Here is a 22,849-nt window from a genome sequence, read left to right as displayed (position 1 = left end):
CGGGTTCTATGGCTTCAGTCGCTTCAGTCGCTTCAGTCGCTTCAGTCGCTTCAGTTGCCGGGGGAGGGCTCCGGCGTGACGTCGTCGCCGTTGCCGGCCGCGTTGCCGTAGTCCGTGTGGTGGAAGTCCTCCTGGACGAAGCGCCCCGAGGTCCAGCCGTAGGTGATCACGTTCTCGCCGGAGGGGCTCGACACGGGGTCGCCCTTCTCGTACACCTGCTTGGTCACGCTCAGGTCGCCCCGGTCTATCTCCGCGTACACCGGGGACTCCTCGGCCTTGAAGACGTTCTTGTACGCGCCGCTCTCGCTGCGGTACACGTACGCCCCGATCCCGACCGCGTCCCCGCAGGTCAGCACGTTGACGACGATGTCCTCGACCGAGCCGCCGGTCAGGTCGCCGTACGTCACGTCGACGGGGTACTCGTCGCCCGAGCACGGCTTCAGGTCCCGCTTCACCGTGGCCGAGACCACCGGGTCGGCCTTCACCAGGGCGACCGCGTCGACCTTCTCGTAGGTCTGCGACGGGTTGGGCGAGGGGGCCTTGGCGGCCGGGGCGGGCGCGACCGAGTCCTCGTGCGCCGGGCCCTCGTCACGGGCTCCGGTACCGCCGGTGCCGCAGGCCGCGGCGAAAAGGGCGAGGGCGGCGAGCACGGCCGTCGCCGTGATCGCCGCCTGTGCACTCGCCGGGCCCCTGCTGGGCCCCGTGCCGGTCAGGCCGCGCAACGCTCCCGCTCCTCACGCTCCAGCGCGCGTGCGTCGAGGTCGCGTGACTCCAGCTCCTCGCGGAGCCGGGCGAGCGCCCGGTGCAGCGTGCTCTTGACCGTTCCGGCCGACATGCCGAGGGCGGCGGCCGTCTCCTCCGTGGACATCTGCTCCCAGTGTCGCAGCACCACGACACTGCGCTGCTTCGGAGCCAGCACCTTCATGATGTCCATGAGCAGAGCGCGGTCCGCGTGCTGCTCGGTGGAGTCCTCCACGCAGGCGTCGGGCAGCTGCTCGGTCGGGACCTCCTCCAGCTTCCGGGCCCGCCACCACTCGGTCCGCGTGTTGATCATGACCCGGCGCAGATAGGCGTCGGCGAGCTTCTTGTCCTCGATGGTCTCCCACCGGCCGTACGTCCGTACCAGCGCGGTCTGCAGCAGGTCCTGGGCGTCCGTCGGGTCCGGGACCAGCCGGCGGGCGCTGCGCAGCAGCGCGTCCTGCCGAGTGCGGACGTACTCCTCGAATTCGAGCACCTCGCCCTGCGCCATGATCAACCGCCTCCCGATCCCCGTTTTCCCCGGCCCTGTGCCTGAGTTCCCGCCGTCCCGCGGTCCTGGCGGGCACAGAAACGAAGCTACGGACCCGTTGTCACGGGCCTGTGCGGAGCAGCCTGCGGGTAGCAATCGGCTGTCCGTCGGTTGTGTAACGGAAGTAGGTGCGGGGTAAGCGGGTGCGGGTTTATGCCCGGCTATGCGGTGATTTGGGATGCGGATGGGGCCGTAACAGAGCCACTTCCGCTGTGATGTGGCTGTACGTCAGCCCAGCGGAAGCCGGTACAGGCCGCCCGCGAGCGGCTCCACCAGCCCGTCCGAGACCAGCCCGTCCAGCGCGCGGGCCCGCTGCACCGGCTCGTGCCACACCCGGTCGAGCGCCGTCTGCGGTACGGGGGTGTGCGCCTCGCGCAGCACGGCGAGCAGCTTGCCGCGCACCTGGCGGTCGGTGCCGGCGTACGTCTGCCCGCGCCGGGGCGGCCCCTCGTGCTCCGGCTTGCCGGCCAGCCGCCAGGCGCACTCCCCGGCGATCGGGCACCGCGGGCACGTCTCGTTCTTCGCCGTGCACACCAGCGCGCCCAGCTCCATCGAGGCGGCGGCCCAGCGGGCGGCGGTCTTCTCGTCCTCGGGCAGCAGCTCGCGGGCGAGCCTGCGCTCGGCGGCGGTGGTGGCGTTCGGCGGGTACTGCACGCCGGTGACCGCCCGTGCGAACACCCGCCGCACGTTGGTGTCGAGCACGGCGTGTCGCTGCCCGTAGGCGAAGGAGGCGACGGCCGCGGCCGTGTACTCGCCGATGCCCGGCAGCGCGAGCAGCTGCGCGTGATCCGTCGGTACGTCGCCGCCGTGCCGTTCCGTTATGGCGACGGCGGCGCCGTGCAGCCGCAGGGCGCGGCGCGGGTACCCGAGCCGCCCCCAGGCCCGCACGGCCTCCCCGGGCGCCTCCTCGGCGAGGTCGGCGGGGCGCGGCCAGCGGGCCAGCCACTGCTCGTACACGGGCTGCACCCGGCTCACCGGGGTCTGCTGCAGCATGAACTCGCTGACCATCACCCCCCACGGACCCGCCTCCGGGCGGCGCCAGGGGAGGTCGCGGGCGTGGGCGTCGAACCAGGCGATCACGGGGGTGTGCAGCTTCTCAGTCATGGCCCTTCCGATCCTGCCACGTCCGGCGACGGCAGGGGCGGACGTGGTCCGCGGCGGGGTCGGGGGTTGACGTGACGAAGGCGCGCCGAAGAGGGGCTGTGCCGACGGGAGTTGCCGAAATGATGATCCGGAAAAGTTGAGGTTTGGGCGGCGGGTGGGGCGAGGAAGTGCACGGATCTCTCGTACAGTTTGGGCCGTGGGATCTCTGCGCAATCCGGTCGGGCCGCTTCCCTCCTCCATTTACTGGCGACGGAGGGTCTTCATGCTGTCGGCGCTCGCCGTCCTCGCGCTGCTGATCGCGTGGATCGTGACGTCGAACGGCGGGGGCGGCAAGAAGAACGCCGGCGGGTCGGACGGCAAGAATCCCGTGTCCACCATCACGCCGGGGCCGTCCGGCAGCGGGCCGGCGATCAGCCAGGCACCGGGCGGACGGGACGAGTCGAGCGGGAGCGGTTCCGGCTCCGGCGGCGGGAGTTCGGCCGGGACGGGCGGTGCCTCATCGCCCGGTTCCGCGGGTTCGTCGGGTTCCTCGGACTCTTCGGGCTCTTCGGGCTCGTCGGGTTCCTCGTCCGGCTCGGGTGACGACGTCACGTCGGGTTCCGGCGGTACGGTCGCCTCGCTGCCGGGGTCTTCCGCGCTTCCCAACTGCACCGCCGGTTCCGTGGCGTTGAGCCTGAAGAGCCTGCACAACTCGTACTCGCCGGAGCAGACGCCGACCTTCGAACTCACCGCGCGGAACACGTCGTCCAGCGACTGCAAGATCGACCTCGGGCCGAAGAGCGCGGTGCTGACCATCACGCAGGCCAGCGCGGACGACAGCTACTGGTCGTCGGCGGACTGCCCGAAGGCGGCGGCGAGCCGGTGGTACCGGGTGCCGGCCGGCAGCAGCATCACGTACACCCTGAAGTGGGACCGCAAGCCGAGCGCCGCCCAGTGCGCGACGCCTCCGGCGGGGTCGGCCGGGACGGGCACGTACCTGCTGGAGGCGGCGGCCCCGGGGTACGCCAAGGCGCAGGCGTCCTTCGTACTGACGGCGGACTAGCGCGCGGCGGGCTGGGGCGGGGGTCGGGACGCTTACCGGCGCTTGCCGGGTGCCTCCCCCAGCCTTCGGCCGGGGGGACCCCCAGCGCCCACCCGTGCCGCCCTGCGGCACGCCTGCCCGCAGCTATGTCTTTGTCTTTCAGGGGCGCGGGGAACTGCGCGACCAGCCCCCACCCGCCCGCAGCCGCCTGACAACGCAACGGCCCGAGCTAATCGGCGAAATCAGACATACCGTTCAAGAATCGAGGACTCCGCCAGCCTCGACAGACCCTCCCGGACGCTGCGGGCGCGAGCCTCTCCCACCCCGTCCACGGTCTGCAGGTCGTCGACGCTCGCAGCGAGCAGCTTCTGCAGGCCCCCGAAGTGCTCCACCAGCCGGTCGATGATCGCCCCCGGCAGCCGCGGCACCTTCGCCAGCAGCCGGAACCCGCGCGGCGACACCGCGGAGTCCAGCGTCTCCGGCGACCCCGTGTACCCCAACGCCCGCGCCACCGTCGGCAGTTCCAGCAGCTCCGCATGGCTCAGGGCATCCAGCTCGGAGAGCGCCTCGTCGACCGTGCGAGAGCGCTTGGCCGTGGGCTCGGGGACGTAGTCCCGGACCACCAGCTCCCGCTCGGGCTCGACCCCGGCGATCAGTTCGTCCAGCTGGAGGGCGAGCAGCCGCCCGTCGGTGCCCAGTTCGACCACGTACTCGGCGATCTCCGTGGCGATCCGGCGGACCATCTCAAGACGCTGGGCGACGGCGGACACGTCCCGGACCGTCACCAGGTCCTCGATCTCCAGCGCCGACAACGTTCCCGCGACCTCGTCCAGGCGCAGCTTGTACCGCTCCAGCGTCGCCAGCGCCTGGTTGGCGCGGGAGAGGATCGCCGCCGAGTCCTCCAGGACGCGGCGCTGACCGTCGACGTACAGCGCGACCAGCCGCATCGACTGGGAGACCGAGACCACCGGGAAGCCGACCTGCTTGGAGACGCGGTCCGCCGTGCGGTGCCGGGTGCCCGTCTCCTCCGTGGGGATCGTCGCGTCGGGCACGAACTGCACGCCCGCCCGGAGGATCTTCGACAGGTCGGAGGAGATCACGATGCCGCCGTCGAGCTTGCACAGCTCCCGCAGCCGGGTCGCCGTGAACTCGACATCCAGCACGAAACCGCCCGTGCACATCGCCTCGACCGTCCGATCGAAGCCGAGGACGATGAGCCCGCCGGTGTTGCCGCGGAGGACCCGCTCCAGGCCGTCGCGCATGGACGTGCCCGGCGCCACGGCGCTCAGCGAGGCGCGCATCAGGCCATCGGTACCGGCACTCCCACCGGACTTTCCGGGAGCTCCTGCCCGGTCGTTGGCTGCCACTGCACTCCTCCGGTCGCAGGTTCTGAGGCGCTGCCGTCCCCGCACTCGGTTCGTACGGACGGGCGAGACCAGGGCAAAGTCTACCGGCGCTCCTCCGCCTCCCGTGGGGCCTCTCGCCGACGGGAGCGCGGCAGCACCCGCAGGGCGTCCCCTATGTCGGCGACTTCCAGGACCTTCATGCCCGGCGGGATCTTGCCGGGATCGCCCGGCACGAGGGCGTGCGTGAAGCCGAGCCGGTGCGCCTCCGTGAGCCTGCGCTGGACCCCGGTGACCCGTCTGACCTCGCCCGCGAGGCCGACCTCGCCGATGGCGACCAGGTTCTTCGGGAGCGGGGTGTCGCTGGCCGCGGAGGCCAGGGCGAGGGCGATGGCCAGGTCGGCCGCGGGCTCGGAGAGCTTCACCCCGCCGACGGTCGCCGAATAGATGTCCCGCTTGCCGAGCGCGCTGATCCGCCCGCGCTGCTCCAGCACCGCCAGCATCATGGACACCCGGGAGGTCTCCAGGCCGGAGGTGGTCCGGCGCGGGGAGGGGATCTGCGAGTCCACCGTCAGCGCCTGGACCTCGGCGACCAGCGGGCGGCGGCCCTCCAGGGTGACGGTGAGGCAGGTGCCCGGGACCGGTTCGGCGCGGCGGGTCAGGAAGAGGCCGCTCGGGTCGGCGAGGCCCGTGATGCCCTCGTCGTGCAGTTCGAAGCAGCCGACCTCGTCCGTGGCGCCGTAGCGGTTCTTGACGCCCCGGACCAGGCGGAGGCGGGCGTGCCGGTCGCCCTCGAAGTGCAGGACGACGTCGACCAGGTGTTCGAGGAGTCGCGGTCCCGCGATCGCGCCGTCCTTGGTGACATGGCCCACGAGGAGGGTGGACATGCCTCGCTCCTTCGATGCGCGGATGAGCGCCCCGGCCACCTCCCGCACCTGGGCCATGCCGCCCGGGGCGCCGTCGATCTCGGGGGAGGCGACCGTCTGCACCGAGTCCAGGATCAGCAGCGACGGCTTCACCGCGTCCAAGTGGCCGAGGACGGCGGCCAGATCGGTCTCGGCGGCGAGGTAGAGGTGGTCGTCGATGGCGCCGATGCGGTCGGCGCGCAGCCGGACCTGGCTCGCCGACTCCTCGCCGGTGACGTAGAGCGTGCGGTGCTCGTCGCTGGCCGACTTGGCCGCCACGTCGAGCAGCAGGGTGGACTTGCCGACGCCGGGCTCGCCGGCGAGCAGCACCACCGCGCCGGGGACCAGTCCGCCGCCGAGGACCCGGTCCAGCTCCGGGACGCCGGTGGTGCGGGCGGTGGCCTGACGGCCGTCGACCTGGCCGATCGGCACCGCGGAGGTGGTGACCCGGCCGGGCGCCGTCGTACGGACCGCGGGCGCGCCGTACTCCTCGATGGTCCCCCACGCCTGGCACTCGGCGCACCGGCCGAGCCACTTGGCCGTCTGCCAGCCGCACTCGGTGCAGCGGTAGGACGGACGGTCCTTCGAGGTCTTGGTACGGGCAGCCATGCGGAAACCGTAGCCCCCGCCACTGACAGTGGGTCCGCGGTGGCCCGAGTGACAGGTGTGGGTGGACCGGTCGCGGCCACCCCAGGACGGGTCCGAGCCACGGAAGAACAGGTTCCTGTCCCCTTATGAGTAATCGTTTCACCCGTACGGATTAAAAGTGCTCAAGCCGCAAGAAGGGGCCATACGGCGCCGCCTACGGTCGCACGGGTGATGAGCATCAGTCCGGAGACCTCGCCCCGCATGACCGGCGCACACCGGGCGCACCGGGAGGCGCGCACGGCGCGTGATCGCACGGCGGCGCGTGCGCTGGCGCAGCGGCCGTCGGCGCGCTACGAGCCGTACCTGGACGGGCTGTTCACCTACTGCCTCTCGGTGCTGTGCGACCACGACGCGGCCACCACCGCGCTCGGGGACGTCCTCGCCCTCGCCGAGCGGCGTGGCCAGCGCGTCCCGGAGGCCGCCGGGGACCGCAGGGCCTGGCTGTACGCGCTGGCCCGCTGGGCCTGTCTGCGCGGGCTCGCCCAGGCCAAGCAGAAACGTCAGGCCACCCACGCGGCGGGCCGGCACAGCGCCCCCGACCCCGTGGTCCCCGCCGACACCCAGGAGCAGCGGCGCGGCGAACTCGCCCTGCTCGCCTGGCCGGAGGCCGCCGGCACCACCCCCGAGCAGCGCGAGGCCCTCGAACTCGCGGTACGCCACCACCTCGCCGCCCACGAGGTCGCCGCCGTCCTCGGCATGGACCTGGCCCGCGCCCGGGAACTGCTCGCCTCCGCCGCCTGCGAGGTGGAACGCACCCGCGCGGCCCTCGCCGTCGTCGAGACCGGCGGCTGCCCGAGCGTGTCCCACCTCACCGGCGACAGCCAGCTGGTCCTCAGCAGCGCCCTGCGCCGGGAACTGGTCCGGCACGTCGACGACTGCCCGCGCTGCCGCCGTACCGCCGAACGCGCGGCCCCCGGCCGGTGGCCCGGTGCGATGACCACGCCCGCCGAGCTGCCCGTCCTGGAGGCGCCCCGCGCGGCCCTGCACATGGCCATGGCACACCAGCCACGCGCGCGTGGCGCCGCCGCCCCGCGCTTCGACCGGCGCGGTTTCCCGATGGACCCCAAGGACCACGCGGCCCGCCGCGACCGGATCCGCGCGCGTGCCGTCACGACGACCGTCGTCGCCACGGTGGTGGCCGCGCCGGTGCTGGCCCTGTGGGCCGCGTACCGGGGGTCGCCGGCGGGGGAGAGCCACGAGGGGCCGTCCGCGACCGCGCGCGAGTCCGCCGGCCCCGACGCGCTCGACGGCGACAAGGGCGGGGGCTACGAGAACGCCGGCAACGCCGGCACCAGACCCGGGCCGCGGATCGGCAAGGACGGCAAGGCCGACGTGTCGGTGGAGGTGATCGGCGTCACCGGGGCCGACCGGACGAAGGTCGGTGCGGGGCACCTCGCGGTGACGGCCGAGAACGACGGCGACACCACGCTGATCACGCTCGCGGCGTCCGGGGACGCGGCGGTGCGGTGGTCGGTGTCCACCTCGGCGGGCTGGCTGTACTTCTCCCGGCCGTCGGGGACGCTCCGGCCGGGCGAGTCGATCACGATCAAGGTGTACGTCGACCAGCTGCGGGAGCCGTCCGGGTACTGGAGCGCACGGGTGGCGGTGGCGCCGGCGGGGGCGGTGGTGTCGATCGACGGGTACGGGACGGCTCCGCCGACGCGCCGAGGGCCGACGCCGCCCCCTGCGGGGAGGCCGACGCCGACGGCATCCGGCCCGACCCCGACCCAGCCGACCCCACCGGCCACCGATCCGCCGACCTCGGCTTCGCCCACACCCACACCGACACCCACGGACTCGGACCCTGCGACCCCGACGGCGCCGGCATCGCCGACGGACCCCGACAGCGAGAGCCCACCACCGACTGCGTGAGCGCCGAGAGCCCACCACCGACTGCGTGAGCGCCGAGAGCCCACCACCGACTGAGTGAGTGCCGGGGGCCCACGACCGACTGCGTGAGCGCCGAGAGCCCACCACCGACTGAGTGAGTGCCGGGGGCCCACGACCGACTCCGCGGGCACCGTCACCGGCCGCGCTCTTTCCGCCGGTCCGTTCCTCTGGCGGTCGGTTCCTCTGGCGGTCGGTTTCCTCTGCCGGTGTCCTTCTTCCGCCGGTCTCTTCTTTCCGCCGCGACGGTGCTTCGCCACGACGGTGGAGTTCGGCGGTGCCGGGCTGGGCGCGCCACTCGCCGTTGCGGGTGCGGTGCGCCGGTGGGTGCGGCGCCGTCGTGGCTGGTCGCGCAGTTCCCCGCGCCCCTTACGGGGCGCTCTCGTGGGCGTCAGTCGGCAGGGTCCGCCGGGTGCGGGGCCAGTACGGGGAGCTGGGAGGCGAGGCGGGTCTCGCAGAGTTCTGTGAGGCGGTCGTAGCCGGCCTTGCCCATCAGTTCGGTCAGTTCCGCGCGGTAGGAGACGTAGACCGGGTCGCCCGCGCCGTGGGCCGAGGTCGCCGAGGTGCACCACCAGTGCAGGTCGTGGCCGCCCGGGCCCCAGCCCCTGCGGTCGTACTCGCCGATCGAGATCTGCAGGACGCGCGTGTCGTCGGGCCGGTCGATCCAGTCGTACGTGCGGCGGATCGGGAGCTGCCAGCAGACGTCCGGCTTGGTCTCCAGCGGCTCGCGGCCCTCCCGCAGCGCCAGGATGTGCAGCGAGCAGCCGGCGCCGGCGGCGAAACCGGGGCGGTTCTGGAAGATGCAGGAGCCGTTGTACGGGCGGGTCTGGCGGGAGCCCTCGTCGTCCTCCGAGACCCAGCCGTGCTCGGTGCCCTCGGCATGGTTCTGCCAGACGTCCGGGGTGAGCCGCGCCACATGATCGGCGACCCGCTTCTCGTCGTCCTCGTCCGAGAAGTGCGCGCCCAGCGTGCAGCAGCCGTCCTCCGCGCGGCCCGCCTGGATGCCCTGGCAGCCGCTGCCGAAGATGCAGTTCCAGCGGGAGGTCAGCCAGGTCAGATCGCAGCGGAACACCTGCTCGTCGTCCGCCGGGTCAGGGAATTCCACCCAGGCGCGCGCGAAGTCGAGGCCCTTCTCGTCCGCGGCGAGGGCCTTCTTCGACAGCATCGGCGTCTTCGCGGCCTTCGCCGCCTTCGCCTGCTTCACCTGCGAAGAACCATCGGCTGATTTGGCACCCTTGTGGTCCTTCGTCTTTTTCGTCTTTGGCACCCGTCCAGGGTAAGTCGCCGAGAGCGACTCCGGGGACTGCTCAGGGCCCGCGGTCAGCAGTGTTCCGTACAGTTCCGTACATGAGACTCGGTGTCCTCGACGTGGGATCTAACACGGTGCATCTGCTGGTGGTGGATGCGCACCCCGGCGCGCGCCCGCTTCCGGCGCACTCGCACAAGGCGGAGTTGCGCCTTGCCCAACTCCTCGACGGCAACGGGGCGATCGGCCCCGACGGGGTCGAGAAACTGGTCGGTGTCGTCAAGGACGCCCTCCAGGCCGCGGAGGACAAGGGCGTCGAGGACCTGCTGCCGTTCGCCACCTCCGCCGTGCGCGAGGCCAGCAACGCCGACGACGTCCTCGCGCGCGTGAAGGCCGAGACCGGTGTCGAGCTCCAGGTCCTCAGCGGCGCCGAGGAGGCCCGGCTGACCTTCCTCGCGGTCCGCCGCTGGTTCGGCTGGTCCGCCGGAAAGCTGCTGGTCCTGGACATCGGCGGCGGCTCCCTGGAGATCGCGTACGGCATCGACGAGGAGCCCGACGCGACCGTCTCGCTCCCGCTCGGCGCCGGCCGGCTCACCGCGGGCTGGCTCCCCGGCGACCCGCCCTCCTCCGACGACATACGGGCGCTGCGCCGCCATGTGCGCGCCGAGATCGCCCGTACGGTCGGCGAGTTCAGCCGCTTCGGCGCCCCCGACCACGTGGTCGCCACCTCCAAGACCTTCAAGCAGCTGGCCCGCATCGCCGGCGCGGCCCGCTCCGCCGACGGCCTCTACGTCCAGCGCGAGCTCAAGCGTGGCTACCTGGAGACCTGGGTCCCGAGGCTGGGGGCCATGACCACGGCCCAGCGCTCCGCACTCCCGGGGGTGTCGGAGGGACGGTCGGGCCAGCTGGTGGCGGGTGCGCTGGTGGCGGAGGCGGCGATGGACCTCTTCGAGGTGGAGAACCTGGAGGTGTGTCCGTGGGCGCTCAGGGAGGGGGTCATCCTCCGGCGCCTTGATCACATGGGATCGGCCTGAGCGCCCGGTCGCCGGCGCGACCCTGGTCACACCGGCGAGCAGGCGCCCCCTGCCCACTCACCCCCACCCCGTAACCTGTCCCTCGTGGCAAACCCAAGGGACGTCGTCCGCATCCCGGATGCGAAGGTCGCGCTCTCCACGGCCTCCGTCTACCCGGAGTCGACGGCGACGGCCTTCGAGATCGCCGCGCGCCTCGGCTACGACGGCGTCGAGGTCATGGTGTGGACCGACCCGGTCAGCCAGGACATCGAGGCCCTGCGCCGGCTGAGCGACTACCACCGCGTCCCGATCCTCGCCGTTCACGCCCCCTGTCTGCTGATCACCCAGCGGGTCTGGTCCACCGACCCCTGGGTGAAGCTCCAGCGGGCCCGGGCCGCCGCCGAGAAGCTGGGCGCGAGCACGGTCGTCGTGCACCCCCCGTTCCGATGGCAGCGCCAGTACGCCCGCGACTTCGTCGAGGGGATCTGGCGCATGGCGAACGAGACGGACGTGCGGTTCGCGGTGGAGAACATGTATCCGTGGCGCTACCGGGACCGCGAGATGCTCGCCTACGCCCCGGACTGGGACGTCACCAAGGACGACTACCGGCACTTCACGATCGACCTCAGCCATGCCTCGACGTCCCGCGTCGACGCGCTCGCCATGCTCGACCGCATGGGCGGCCGGCTCGGCCATGTCCACCTCGCCGACGGCCGCGGCTCCGCCAAGGACGAGCACCTGGTGCCCGGCCGCGGCACCCAGCCCTGCGCCGAGCTGCTGGAGCGGCTCGCGGTCACCGGCTTCGACGGGCATGTCGTCATCGAGGTCAACACCCGGCGCGCGATGTCCGGCGCGGAGCGCGAGGCCGACCTCGCGGAGGCCCTGGCCTTCACCCGGCTGCATCTGGCCTCGGCGGTGAAGGTGCCCCGCCGATGACCGGGACCGAGAACGGCGGTACCGGTGTCCGCCGCCGCGGCCGCCCGCCGCGCACCGAGTCGGCCGACACCCGGGACCGCATCCTCGTCACCGCCCGCGAGGAGTTCTCCGAACACGGCTACGAGAAGACGTCCGTACGCGCCATCGCCAAGGCCGCCGGGGTCGACTCCGCCCTGGTCCACCACTACTTCGGCACCAAGGAACAGATCTTCGAGGCCGCCATCTCGGTCGCCTTCGCCCCCGCGCTCAACGCGCCCGTCGCGATCGCCGACGGCCCGCTGGAGGGCGTCGGCGAGCGGCTGACCCGGTTCATCTTCGGCATCTGGGAGAACCCCACCAGCCGTACGCCCCTCCTCGCGATCGTCCGCTCGGCCGTCAACAACGAAACGGCCGCCGCTGTCTTCCGCCGTCTGATCGCCTCGCAGCTGCTGAGCCGTATCGCGAAGCAGCTGGACCTCCCCGACGCGGAACTACGCGCCGAACTGGCGGCTGCCCAGCTGGTGGGGTGCGCGATGCTCCGCTACGTGATCAAGGTGGAGCCGCTGGCGTCCGCGGACCTGGAGCAGATCGTGGTCAGGGTCGCCCCGGTGGTGCAGGGGCATCTGACCGGGCCGTGAGCCCGGGCCGTGCGGGGCATCCGGCCGGGTCGTGAACCCGGCCGTGCGAGACGCGCGTCCCGCATTCCGGACACCTCGTCCCGAGGCCTGAACAACGGGCGTACGCTCGTTAGCAGCCCTATCTGTCTGAAGGAGCGAGCGACGATGCCCGAGCTGAGGTCCCGCACAGTCACCCACGGTCGCAACATGGCGGGCGCCCGCGCCCTTATGCGCGCCTCCGGTGTACCCGGTGCGGACATCGGCCGCAAGCCGATCATCGCCGTCGCGAACTCCTTCACGGAGTTCGTGCCGGGCCACACCCACCTCCAGCCGGTCGGCCGGATCGTCTCCGAGGCGATCAAGGAGGCGGGCGGCATCCCGCGCGAGTTCAACACGATCGCCGTCGACGACGGCATCGCGATGGGCCACGGCGGCATGCTGTACTCCCTGCCCTCCCGCGACCTGATCGCGGACAGCGTGGAATACATGGTCGAGGCACACTGCGCCGACGCCCTGGTCTGCATCTCCAACTGCGACAAGATCACCCCGGGCATGCTCATGGCCGCCCTGCGCCTGAACATCCCGACGGTCTTCGTCTCCGGCGGTCCCATGGAGGCCGGCCGCGCCACCCTGGTCGACGGCACGGTCCGCACCCTCGACCTGATCGACGCGATGGTCGACGCGGCGAACGAGAACGTCTCGGACGAGGACGTCCTCCGGATCGAGGAGAACGCCTGTCCGACCTGCGGCTCCTGCTCCGGCATGTTCACCGCCAACTCGATGAACTGCCTGACGGAGGCGATCGGCCTCTCCCTCCCCGGCAACGGCTCGGTCCTGGCCACCCACACCGCCCGCAAGCAGCTGTACGTCGACGCGGCCCGCACGGTCATGGACCTCACCCGCCGCTACTACGAGCAGGACGACGAGACGGTCCTGCCGCTCAACATCGCGACCTTCGCCGCCTTCGAGAACGCGATGGCCCTCGACATCGCGATGGGCGGCTCCACCAACACGATCCTGCACCTGCTGGCGGCGGCCCAGGAGGCGGGCGTCACCTTCGGCCTCCCGGAGATCGACGCGGTCTCCCGCCGGGTCCCCTGCCTCGCCAAGGTCGCCCCGAACGTCGCGAAGACCCGCACCTACTACATGGAGGACGTGCACCGCGCCGGCGGCATCCCCGCCCTCCTCGGCGAGCTGCACCGCGGCGGCCTGCTCAACGAGGACGTCCACTCCGTCCACAGCCCCTCCCTCGCGGACTGGCTGAAGACGTGGGACGTGCGCGGCGGCTCCCCGTCCCCCGAAGCCGTCGAGCTGTGGCACGCGGGCCCCGGCTGTGTCCGCTCCGCCGAGGCCTTCTCCCAGTCCGAGCGCTGGGAGGCGCTGGACGAGGACGCGGCCGAGGGCTGCATCCGCAGCGTCGAGCACGCGTACTCCAAGGACGGCGGCCTCGCGGTCCTCAAGGGCAACCTCGCCGTCGACGGCTGCGTGGTGAAGACGGCCGGCGTCGACGAGTCCATCTGGACCTTCGAGGGCCCCGCGGTCGTCTGCGAGTCCCAGGAGGAGGCCGTCGAGAAGATCCTCAACAAGCAGGTCACGGACGGCGACGTCGTCGTGATCCGCTACGAGGGTCCCAAGGGCGGCCCCGGCATGCAGGAGATGCTCTACCCGACGTCCTTCCTCAAGGGCCGCGGCCTCGGCAAGAGCTGCGCCCTGATCACCGACGGCCGCTTCTCCGGCGGCACCTCGGGCCTCTCCATCGGCCACGCCTCCCCCGAGGCGGCCTCCGGCGGCACCATCGCCCTCGTCGAGAACGGCGACCGCATCCGCATCGACATCCCGAACCGCACGATCGAGCTCCTCGTCGACGAGGCCGAACTGTCCCGCCGCGAGCAGGCCCTGAACGGCGTGTACGCCCCGAAGAACCGCGACCGCAAGGTCTCCGCTGCTCTGCGCGCCTACGCCGCGATGGCCACCAGCGCCGACAAGGGCGCGGTGCGCGACGTGTCGAAACTGGGCTGACCCGCCGAAGCCACCGAAGGGGCCGCCTCCCGCACAAGGGGGGCGGCCCCTTCGCCGTCACCAGCCGGCAGGATCCTCCGGGTCCACGGCGAAGACGGTGCCGTCGGGGGCGGCGGCGTAGAGGTGGCCGCCGATGATCAGCGGAGTCGGCAGGGCCGCGGTGATCTGGCCCGAGTTCGCGCCGAGGCGCGCCGGGGTCTGGCCCGTGAGCGTTCCCTTGCGGGCGTCGACGGCGAGCAGGCGTCCATCGGGCGCCGTGAAGAACACGTGCCGGTCGTCGGCCACGGGCGCCGAGCCCCGGGTCACCGATGTCTGGAGCGCCCAGAGCCGCTTGCCGCTCCCGAAGTCGACGGCCTCCAGCGAGCCGCCGGCGGCCAGCAGATAGACGACATCGCCGCGCACGCCGGCACCCGGAGCCACCCGGGGAACGGGCAGCGCCACCCGGCTGGTCGCCTTCGCGTCCGGCGCGTAGCGCACCACCGCGTCCGTCTCCCCGGAGGACGTGTTCACGGAGAGCAGGAACAGGGACCCGCCCGAACTACCGACCGGCCGCAGGTCCCCCGCCAGCCGGGCTTCCCAGCGCTTGGCACCCGTGGCCGGATCCAGCGCGGTGACCAGGGTGTCCGTCCCGTCGGCGGTGGTGCTGGTCACGTACGCCAACGGATCTCCGGTGAACGAGCTCAGGGACGGCGTGCCGCTGCCGGAGAAGGGCAGGGTCCACTTGGTGTGGCCGGACCTGCTGTCCACCCCCGTGATCACCGTGTCGGCCCCGACGAGCAGCACCGTACTGCCGGTGATCTCCGTCCCACGGTGTGCGGGCATGGTCTGCTTCCAACGTGACGTACCCGAGGCGGGGTCGAGCGCCTCGATCTGCCGGCCACCGTCCGTCCGCAGCAGCAGGAGCCCGCCGGACAGGAACGGTGAGCCGCTCGTACGTTCGTCCGCGACCTTGTGCCGCCACAGCAGACGGCCGTCCGCCGGATCGAGGGCGAAGGCCAGTCCGGACCGGAAGCACAGCAACTTTCCCGCACCGGCGACGCATTGAGGCATCCCCGAACCGCCCTTGGCGACTGCCTCCGCCTGCCATACCTCGAACGCGGTCGCGGAGCTGTGCACCGTACCGCCCACCGGGGCGGGATCACTGCCCCCGAGCCACAGCGCGGAGGCGAACACACCACCCAGGACCAGCACACCCGCCCCAGCACCGACGACCATGCGCCGACGCGGCGCCTTCCGAGCCTTCCGCGCCGTTCGCTCCGGTACGGCGGGAGCCGGCTCCTCCGGCGGGTCGTCGTCGGCACCACTCTCGTCGTCGACCCTGACTCGCTGTGCCGGTATGAACGCCTGCGTGTCGTACGACGCCGACAACGACCGCAGCTCCCGCATCAGTTCGTCGGGCGTGGGCCTGTCCTCGGGCTCCTTGGCGAGGCAGCGCAGCACCAGCGGAGCGAGCTCCTCCGGCATGCCGGTGAGGTCGGGCTCGTCATGGACGACCTGGTAGGCGACGACGTAGGGACTGTCCGAGTCGAACGGCCCCCGCCCGGTCGCCGCGTGCACCAGCACCGACCCGAGCGCGAAGATGTCGGCGGCGGGCCCCACTTCACGCGGCCGCCGGAACTGCTCGGGCGCCATGAACGGCGGCGTACCGATCAACTTTCCGGTCTCGGTCCGCAGTTCGCTGTCTTTCGGCCGGGAAATACCGAAGTCGATGACCTTGGGACCGTCCTCGGCGAGCAGTACGTTGCTCGGCTTGAGATCCCGATGCACCACGCCGACCCTGTGAATGTCGCGCAGCGCCTCCGCCAGCCCGGCCATCAGCCGGCGCAACTGGGCAGAGGGCATCGGCCCGTTCCGCTTCACATGCTCGGAGAGGGTCGGGCCGGGGATGAACAGGGTGGCCATCCAGGGCCGGGCGGCCTCGGGATCGGCGTCCACGACGGGCGCGGTGAAGGCGCCGCTGACCTTGCGGGCGGCGGCCACCTCCTGCCGGAAACGGCCCCTGAACTCACGGTCCTTGGCGTACTCCGCGTGCACCACCTTCACCGCGAGCTTCAGCCCCGAGGTGCTGCGGGCCAGGTGCACCACGCCCATGCCACCGGAGCCGAGGCAGGACTCCAGGCGGTAGTGCCCGGCGTACTCTGGAAGTTCCGCTTCCGCGCCCGCTCCGGTGTTGCGCTGTGGCGTCAAGGGACCACCCCCGTGCTGTTTCCGCGGAGCGCGACGCACGGAGCCTAGTCGATGACTCGTACGAGACAGAGGCGGCTTGCTAGCTTCGGCGTGCGAGTTACGCACATGTGTTTCGTGGCTCGAATGCGGGGAATCAACGGGACTCCATGGCACTCATGGGTCCAGTGGGGGGAGCAGTACATGTCTGTCGATCAAGCGAAGGAAGCCGGGAGCGGCGGCGAGGAAGAGGCCGTCACCACGCTGGCGGCATCCGTGAAGACGTACGCGGTCGCCCCGGGCGTCCGCCTCAACGTCCGCAGCGGCCCGGGCACCAGCTACGACATCACGCGGACCCTCGCCGAGGGCACCCGCGTCCCGATCTTCTGCCAGACGCCCGGCACGACGGTGTCCGGCTACTACGGCACGTCCAAGATCTGGGACAACATCGACAACGGCGAATACGTCTCGGACGCCTACGTCAACACGGGCAGCGACGGTTACGTGGCCGACCGCTGCGCCTGACGAGACCGGTCCGACCCGACCCGGAGCCCGCGGCCGCCCGGCGCCATAATCGTCCCGTGAGCGACGAACCAGGCACCCCGGACACCCCCGCGGGCTCCACCGGCGGACCCCGCCCCGAGCCCCTCCGCTTCTTCGGCACGACCTGGGTGAACCACGACGACGGCTACGCCGCCCGCCGGATCGGCGTGGCCGCGGGCTCGCTCGCCGTCGCCGTCGCCTCCTGCCTGGTCCTCCGCCTCGCCTACGAGGGCGTGCAGCTGGCCGACACCGGTGCCTTCGTCTCCGTCCTCGTCGTCGCGATGTTCGCCATCTGCAGCGCCCTGGCCTTCCGCAACACCTGGGAGTCCTTCGGCAAGCGCCCCGACCCCGAACGCCAGGCCTCCCTGCGCGGCCTCCTCGCCATCGGCTTCGTCGGCTCGCTCCTCGCCTACTTCTTCCGCTCCCTCATCGAGGCCCCCGGCGAGAAACTCCACCGAGCCGAGTACGACACCGCCGTCCAGCAGCACGAACACCGCGCCACCCGCCGCTCGGGCAACCCGTCGAAGAAGAAGCGGAAGCGATAGGGCCGACAGAGAGGCTGCCCCGGTCGCGCAGGAGATGCGCAGGCGTCGTCGCCGACGTGCCGGTCGGACAGAAAGCGCGCGGGCACAGGGGCCGGGCCGACCGCCGGTCGCCGGCGAGGGGCGCGGGCACCGAGACCACCCGCCGCCCGCCCGTCAGCCACGCGCTGCCCGCCCGCCAGCCACCAGCCGACCGCCCGTCGGCCGCCCGTGACACCCGGCCCACCCCCCCCGGAAATCTCTGTCGCCCCCGGCCCGCCACCCGGGACCATGGCCGCATGACCACAGGCCAGTCGCAGTCGTATCCCCGGAACGTGATCCCGACCTCGACCCCCGCTCCCTCCCACGCCGCCCGCGCCCGCTCCTTCGACGCCGCCGCGGCCCAGTACGCCGAGAACCGCCCCTCCTACCCGCCCGCCCTGCTCGACGCCGTCGAGGAGGAGGCCGGCCGCTCCCTCAGGGGCGCCCGGGTGGTCGACGTCGGCGCGGGCACCGGCATCGCGACCGCCCTCCTGCACGCGCGCGGCGCCGACGTGGTCGCGGTGGAGCCGGGGGACGGTATGGCGGCGCAGTTCCACGCCACCCTCCCCGAGGTCCCGATCGTCCGCGGCAACGGCAACGCCCTCCCGCTCGCCGCCGAAACCGCCGACTTCATCACCTACGCCCAGGCCTGGCACTGGACCGACCCGGCCCGCTCCGTGCCGGAGGCGCTGCGCGTGCTGCGTCCCGGCGGGGCGCTGGCGCTGTGGTGGAACACCGACGCGCTCGACGTCGACTGGATCGCCGAATCCGCCGACCGCATCAGCCGGTTCTTCGGCATCGACGTCAGGGCGGAGCAGAGCAAGTCCGCCGCCCGCACCGATCTCGCCGACCCCAGCGGCCGCCTCCGCTTCGCCCGCCGTGAGGTCCGCTGGAGCCGCCGCGTCCCGGTCGACACCCACCTCGCCAACATCGGCAGCCACTCGGCGTTCCTCGTCACCCCCGAGGACCGCCGCACCGCCTTCCTCGCCGAGGAACGCGGGCACCTCCTGAAGACCTTCCCGGACGGCGTCGTGGAGGAGACGTACGACGTCCTCCTGCTCGTCGCCCTCAACACCTGAGCGTCGCCGGGGGTACCGGCCCGCGGCAGCGCGTCGGCTGCGGGCCGGTGGGGGCTGGTCGCGCAGTTCCCCGCGCCCCTTGGGGCGCGCTGCCCTGCCGTGGCTCTATAGCCGCGGGAGGCACCCGGCCGGCGCCGGTAAGTGCCCCACCCCCTCGCAACATCTCGGCCCGCCCCGCCCCCAGGCTCCCGCCCGCGCCCCCGCCCCTTGACGCCCCACCCCCTCCCGAGCATTATTCATCACATGGTGAATTACGCGCCGGAGCCGCCCCAGGCCCCCGGCAACTCCGTCCTGCCCCCCTCCGTCCAAGCCGTCGGACTCACCGCGGTCCGCGGCCCCCGCACCGTGCTGCGCGGTCTCGACTTCACCGTCCCGCGCGGCCAGATCACCGGCCTCCTCGGCCCCTCCGGATGCGGCAAGTCCACCCTGATGCGCTCCATCGTCGGCACCCAGGCCAAGGTCACCGGCACCCTGAACGTCCTCGGCCGCCCCGCCGGCCACCCCTCCCTGCGCACCCGCATCGGCTACGTCACCCAGGCCGCCTCCGTCTACGACGACCTGACCATCCGCCAGAACCTCGACTACTTCGGCTCGATCCTCGACCCCACCCGCCCCACCGCCGCCCGCCGCGCCGACGTCGACCGAGTTCTCGGCGAAGTCGACCTCACCAGCCACGCCGACGCCCTCGCCGGCAACCTCTCCGGCGGCCAGCGCAACCGCGTCTCCCTCGCCGTCGCCCTGCTCGGCAGCCCCGAACTCCTCGTCCTCGACGAACCCACCGTCGGCCTGGACCCCGTCCTGCGCCGCGACCTCTGGAACCTCTTCCACTCCATCGCCGCCACCCGCGGCGCCACCCTCCTCATCTCCTCCCACGTCATGGACGAGGCCGAACGCTGCCACCGCCTCCTCCTCATGCGCGAGGGCGAGATCCTCGCCGACGACACCCCCGAGGCCCTGCGCACCCGCACCGGCTCCGACACCGTCGAGGCCGCCTTCCTCCACCTCGTCGACGAAGCCGCCGCCAACTCCCGCACGAAGGAAACGGCACGATGACCACCCAGACCGCGACCACCGCCGCCGCCGACACCATCCCCGTCGGCGCCCTCAACCTCTCCCGCACCACCGCCACGGCCGCCCGCGTCCTGCGTCAGCTCCGCCACGACCCCCGCACCATCGCGCTGCTGATCCTCATCCCCTGCCTGATGCTGGTGCTGCTCCGCTACGTCTTCGACGGCAGCCCGCAGACCTTCGACAACATCGGTGCCTCACTCCTCGGCATCTTCCCGCTCATCACGATGTTCCTGGTGACCTCCATCGCCACCCTCCGCGAACGCACCTCCGGCACCCTCGAACGCCTCCTCGCCATGCCCCTCGGCAAAGCCGACCTCATCGCCGGCTACGCCCTCGCCTTCGGCATCCTCGCGATCATCCAGTCGGCCCTCGCCACCGGCCTGGCCGTCTGGCTCCTCGGCCTCGACGTCACCGGCAGCCCCTGGCTCCTGCTCCTGGTCGCCCTGCTCGACGCCCTGTTCGGCACGGCCCTCGGTCTCTTCGTCTCGGCCTTCGCGGCCTCGGAATTCCAGGCGGTCCAGTTCATGCCCGCGGTGATCTTTCCCCAGCTCCTCCTCTGCGGCCTCTTCACCCCCCGCTCCGAGATGCACCCCGTCCTCGAGGCCATCTCCGACGTCCTCCCGATGTCCTACGCCGTCGACGGCATGAACGAGGTCCTCCACCACACCGACATGACCGCCACCTTCGTCAGGGACGTCCTGATCGTCGCCGGCTGCGCCCTGCTGGTCCTGGCCCTCGGAGCGGCCACCCTGCGACGACGGACGGCCTAGCCACCGCCGCCCACCGTCGGCAGATGCGCCGAAGTCCGGTCGGCGGACAGACGACCCCCGCCCCGACCCCCGGTGCCAGACTGAACCGCATGAGTCAGAAAGTCGCAGTCCTCGGCACCGGCAAGATCGGCGAAGCCCTGCTCAGCGGAATGATCCGCGCCGGCTGGGCCCCCGCCGACCTCCTGGTCACCGCCCGCCGCCCCGAACGGGCCGAAGAACTCCGCGCCCGCCACGGAGTCACCCCGGTCACCAACCCCGAGGCCGCGAAGACCGCCGACACCCTGATCCTCACGGTCAAGCCGCAGGACATGGGCGCCCTCCTCGACGAGCTCGCCCCGCACATCCCCGCCGACCGCCTCATCATCAGCGGCGCGGCGGGCATCCCCACCTCCTTCTTCGAGGAGCGCCTCGCCCCGGGCACCCCGGTCGTCCGTGTCATGACGAACACCCCCGCCCTCGTCGACGAGGCGATGTCCGTCATCTCCGCCGGCAGCCACGCCACCGCCGCCCACCTCGCCCACGCCGAGGAGATCTTCGGCGCAGTCGGCAAGACCCTCCGGGTCCCCGAGTCCCAGCAGGACGCCTGCACCGCCCTCTCCGGCTCGGGCCCGGCGTACTTCTTCTACCTGGTCGAGGCCATGACCGACGCCGGCATCCTGCTCGGCCTGCCCCGCGACAAGGCCCACGACCTCATCGTCCAGTCCGCGATCGGCGCCGCCGTGATGCTCCGCGACAGCGGCGAACACCCCGTCAAGCTCCGCGAGAACGTCACCTCGCCCGCCGGCACCACCATCAACGCCATCCGCGAACTGGAGAACCACGGCGTCCGCGCCGCGCTCATCGCCGCCCTCGAAGCCGCCCGCGACCGCAGCCGCGAACTCGCCTCCGGCAAGAAGGACTAGGGACTTGGTGGAGCCGAGGGGTCTGTGGACCCGTGGGGCGGTGGTCCACCGCCCCACAGGCTCCCGCGCCTACCGCGCAGCGTTCAACGTGGGCTCCGCCCTCACCGCCCCCGAGCCCGAGAAGGCGCCCGGCGGCAACAGTCCGATCGCCCGATAGGCCGTATCGACGATCGGCCGGGCGATCGCCCGAGCCTTCTCCGCTCCATGCCGCAGCACCTCCTCCACATATCCCGGATCGGCACACAGCTCCTTGTGCCTGGCCTGCACGGGCCTCAGTGTCTCCAGCACCGCCTCCGCGGTGGCCTGCTTCAGAGCCCCGTACGAATCATGAACGGCTGCCAGTGACTCAGGGTTCCCATCCGTGCACGCAGCGAGAATCTCCAGCAGATTCGCGACCCCGGGCCGCTCCTCCCTGTCGTACACGACCTCCCGCCCGCTGTCGGTCACGGCCCGCATGACCTTCTTCCGGATCACGTCCGGCTCGTCGAGCAGATAGACGATCCCGGGTCCGGAGTCGTCGCTCTTCCCCATCTTCGACGTCGGATCCTGCAGATTCATCACCCGCGCCGCCACCGCAGGCACGGTCGCCTTCGGCACCACGAACGTGTGCCCGTACCGCTGGTTGAACCGCACCGCCAGGTCCCGCGTCAGCTCCACGTGCTGCGACTGGTCGTCCCCGACCGGCACCTCGTCCGCCCCGTACGCCAGGATGTCCGCCGCCATCAGCGCCGGATACGTCAGCAGGGACAGCCGTACGCCCCGCCCACGCGCCCCCTCGCTCGCGACCTTCTCCTTGTACTGGATCATCCGCCGCATCTCACCGTCGGTCGCCACGCACTCCATGACGTAGGACAGCCGGGTGTGCTCGTCGACATGGCTCTGTACGAACACGGTGCACAGCTCCGGATCCAGCCCCGCCGCCAGCAGCAGCGTCGCCGCCTGCCGGGTGAGCCTGCGCAGCCGGGCCGGATCGTGGTCCACGGTCATCCCGTGCAGATCGACGACGCAGAACAGGGCGTCGGCCTGGTGCTGGTCCACGGCGGCCCACTGCCGCATCGCTCCCAGGTAGTTCCCCAGTGTCAGGTGCCCGGTCGGCTTGATCCCGCTGAAGACCCGTGTCATTCCCACTCCACCTCCTGGTCGGGACCGCCGTCCCCGGCGGCCGGCCCTCAGAGGTTCTGGAGGGAGATACACGAACGGCCGCCGAAGCGGCGGCCGTTGAATACGTACGTGAGCGCGGCCGCCGTCAGGCGGGCCACCACTGCTGGGTACACGTACGCGTAGTCATGCGGTCCACGATACGCCCCGGGGGTGCCGTTCCACCGCGAGTTGACACGCCCCAACCGGGTACGTAGTGTTCTCCGAGTTGTCCGACGTGAGCGCCGACCTCGGTCGGTCCCCGGACAGCCATTCCGCAAGTAGCTACCAGCAATCGGCGATACGTCGTCGGGGGCTTCGGCGTGCGTATTTGCGAAATGAGGAATCCACGTTCGAAAGGACGCGGCCCCGATTAGCTCGGAGGCCGGGAATCCGCTAAAGTCTCACTCGTCGGAACGGCCCAGCGGCCGGGAAGACAACTCCCGCTGACTGGGAATCAGACACCGAAAGGATCTGATAGAGTCGGAACCGCCGGAAAGGGAAACGCGAGAGCGGAAACCTGGAAAGCACCGAGGAAATCGGGTCGAGAAAAGATCTGATAGAGTCGGAAACGCAAGACCGAAGGGAAGCCCGGAGGAAAGCCCGAGAGGGTGA

The 22,849-nt window shown here is 71.8% G+C and carries 20 protein-coding genes; 12 read left to right on the top strand and 8 right to left on the bottom strand.

What is annotated here, in order from left to right:
- Positions 1-50 precede the first annotated feature (50 nt).
- The 3 genes from ABZ887_RS10725 to ABZ887_RS10715 form a co-directional block, all read right to left on the bottom strand.
- Entirely contained in the window at positions 51-722 is a 672-nt protein-coding gene (locus tag ABZ887_RS10725) for a hypothetical protein (RefSeq protein ID WP_361285871.1), read from the bottom strand.
- Positions 710-1,249: a SigE family RNA polymerase sigma factor gene (locus ABZ887_RS10720; protein WP_217559609.1), complete on the bottom strand. Its 540-nt coding sequence runs from the start codon at positions 1,247-1,249 to the stop codon at positions 710-712. Before ABZ887_RS10720 ends, ABZ887_RS10725 begins: the two co-directional genes overlap by 13 nt.
- A 267-nt stretch (positions 1,250-1,516) precedes the next feature.
- A complete protein-coding gene (locus ABZ887_RS10715; RefSeq protein WP_361285867.1) occupies positions 1,517-2,392 on the bottom strand; it encodes an A/G-specific adenine glycosylase in 876 nt (291 codons plus the stop codon).
- A gap of 196 nt (positions 2,393-2,588) precedes the next feature.
- On the opposite strand from ABZ887_RS10715, the gene ABZ887_RS10710 reads away from it, so the two are divergent.
- Positions 2,589-3,434: a hypothetical protein gene (locus ABZ887_RS10710; protein ID WP_361285864.1), complete on the top strand. Its 846-nt coding sequence runs from the start codon at positions 2,589-2,591 to the stop codon at positions 3,432-3,434.
- Between the two features lie 221 nt (positions 3,435-3,655).
- Here the strand turns inward: ABZ887_RS10710 and disA are convergent, their stop codons facing one another.
- Together disA and radA are read right to left on the bottom strand one after the other, a co-directional pair.
- The gene (gene disA, locus ABZ887_RS10705) at positions 3,656-4,780 is read right to left on the bottom strand and encodes a DNA integrity scanning diadenylate cyclase DisA (RefSeq protein WP_361285861.1); all 1,125 of its coding nucleotides are present in this window, start codon (positions 4,778-4,780) and stop codon (positions 3,656-3,658) included.
- Between the two features lie 80 nt (positions 4,781-4,860).
- Positions 4,861-6,270, bottom strand: coding sequence for a DNA repair protein RadA (gene radA / locus ABZ887_RS10700; RefSeq protein WP_361285859.1), 1,410 nt, complete (start codon positions 6,268-6,270; stop codon positions 4,861-4,863).
- Between the two features lie 207 nt (positions 6,271-6,477).
- Between radA and ABZ887_RS10695 the strand changes: the two genes are divergently transcribed.
- Complete coding sequence (locus tag ABZ887_RS10695) at positions 6,478-8,181, top strand: hypothetical protein (RefSeq protein ID WP_361285856.1); 1,704 nt, start codon at positions 6,478-6,480, stop codon at positions 8,179-8,181.
- Between the two features lie 406 nt (positions 8,182-8,587).
- Here ABZ887_RS10695 and ABZ887_RS10690 read toward each other — a convergent pair whose 3' ends face one another.
- Positions 8,588-9,463 carry a hypothetical protein gene (locus tag ABZ887_RS10690; protein ID WP_361285853.1) on the bottom strand — a complete coding sequence of 292 codons (876 nt, stop codon included), beginning with the start codon at positions 9,461-9,463 and terminating at the stop codon, positions 8,588-8,590.
- Positions 9,464-9,543: 80 nt separating this feature from the next.
- On the opposite strand from ABZ887_RS10690, the gene ABZ887_RS10685 reads away from it, so the two are divergent.
- The 4 genes from ABZ887_RS10685 (at position 9,544) to ilvD (ending at position 14,006) form a co-directional block, all read left to right on the top strand.
- On the top strand, positions 9,544-10,476 hold the full coding sequence (locus ABZ887_RS10685) for a Ppx/GppA phosphatase family protein (protein WP_361285850.1): 933 nt from the start codon (positions 9,544-9,546) through the stop codon (positions 10,474-10,476).
- Positions 10,477-10,560: 84 nt separating this feature from the next.
- Entirely contained in the window at positions 10,561-11,391 is an 831-nt protein-coding gene (locus tag ABZ887_RS10680; protein WP_361285847.1) for a sugar phosphate isomerase/epimerase, read from the top strand.
- Entirely contained in the window at positions 11,388-12,008 is a 621-nt protein-coding gene (locus ABZ887_RS10675; RefSeq protein WP_361285844.1) for a TetR family transcriptional regulator, read from the top strand. The genes ABZ887_RS10680 and ABZ887_RS10675 overlap by 4 nt, the downstream gene beginning before the upstream one ends.
- Positions 12,009-12,152: 144 nt before the next feature.
- Positions 12,153-14,006, top strand: coding sequence for a dihydroxy-acid dehydratase (ilvD, locus tag ABZ887_RS10670; protein ID WP_361285841.1), 1,854 nt, complete (start codon positions 12,153-12,155; stop codon positions 14,004-14,006).
- 57 nt (positions 14,007-14,063) lie between these two features.
- Here ilvD and ABZ887_RS10665 read toward each other — a convergent pair whose 3' ends face one another.
- Positions 14,064-16,193, bottom strand: a complete 2,130-nt coding sequence (locus ABZ887_RS10665; RefSeq protein ID WP_361285838.1) for a serine/threonine-protein kinase — start codon at positions 16,191-16,193, stop codon at positions 14,064-14,066.
- A gap of 180 nt (positions 16,194-16,373) precedes the next feature.
- Between ABZ887_RS10665 and ABZ887_RS10660 the strand changes: the two genes are divergently transcribed.
- The 6 genes from ABZ887_RS10660 to proC all read left to right on the top strand — a co-directional run bounded on the left by ABZ887_RS10660 (position 16,374) and on the right by proC (position 21,097).
- Positions 16,374-16,694 (top strand): SH3 domain-containing protein, encoded by a 321-nt coding sequence (locus ABZ887_RS10660; RefSeq protein WP_361285831.1) that lies wholly within the window; start codon positions 16,374-16,376, stop codon positions 16,692-16,694.
- 56 nt (positions 16,695-16,750) lie between these two features.
- On the top strand, positions 16,751-17,257 hold the full coding sequence (locus ABZ887_RS10655; protein ID WP_361285828.1) for an EamA/RhaT family transporter: 507 nt from the start codon (positions 16,751-16,753) through the stop codon (positions 17,255-17,257).
- A gap of 275 nt (positions 17,258-17,532) precedes the next feature.
- Positions 17,533-18,354: a class I SAM-dependent methyltransferase gene (locus ABZ887_RS10650; RefSeq protein WP_361285825.1), complete on the top strand. Its 822-nt coding sequence runs from the start codon at positions 17,533-17,535 to the stop codon at positions 18,352-18,354.
- A gap of 243 nt (positions 18,355-18,597) precedes the next feature.
- Positions 18,598-19,407 (top strand): ABC transporter ATP-binding protein, encoded by an 810-nt coding sequence (locus ABZ887_RS10645; RefSeq protein ID WP_361285822.1) that lies wholly within the window; start codon positions 18,598-18,600, stop codon positions 19,405-19,407.
- Entirely contained in the window at positions 19,404-20,195 is a 792-nt protein-coding gene (locus ABZ887_RS10640; protein ID WP_361285819.1) for an ABC transporter permease, read from the top strand. The genes ABZ887_RS10645 and ABZ887_RS10640 overlap by 4 nt, the downstream gene beginning before the upstream one ends.
- Before the next feature lie 89 nt (positions 20,196-20,284).
- The gene (gene proC, locus ABZ887_RS10635) at positions 20,285-21,097 is read left to right on the top strand and encodes a pyrroline-5-carboxylate reductase (protein ID WP_361285816.1); all 813 of its coding nucleotides are present in this window, start codon (positions 20,285-20,287) and stop codon (positions 21,095-21,097) included.
- A gap of 69 nt (positions 21,098-21,166) precedes the next feature.
- On the opposite strand, the gene trpS is transcribed toward proC, so the two are convergent.
- Positions 21,167-22,219 carry a tryptophan--tRNA ligase gene (trpS, locus tag ABZ887_RS10630; RefSeq protein ID WP_361285813.1) on the bottom strand — a complete coding sequence of 351 codons (1,053 nt, stop codon included), beginning with the start codon at positions 22,217-22,219 and terminating at the stop codon, positions 21,167-21,169.
- Between the last annotated feature and the right edge of the window lie 630 nt (positions 22,220-22,849).

The organism is Streptomyces sp. NPDC047061, from assembly GCF_040643955.1.
Lineage (GTDB): Bacteria > Actinomycetota > Actinomycetes > Streptomycetales > Streptomycetaceae > Streptomyces.
This window is presented reverse-complemented; position numbering and strand designations above follow the sequence as displayed.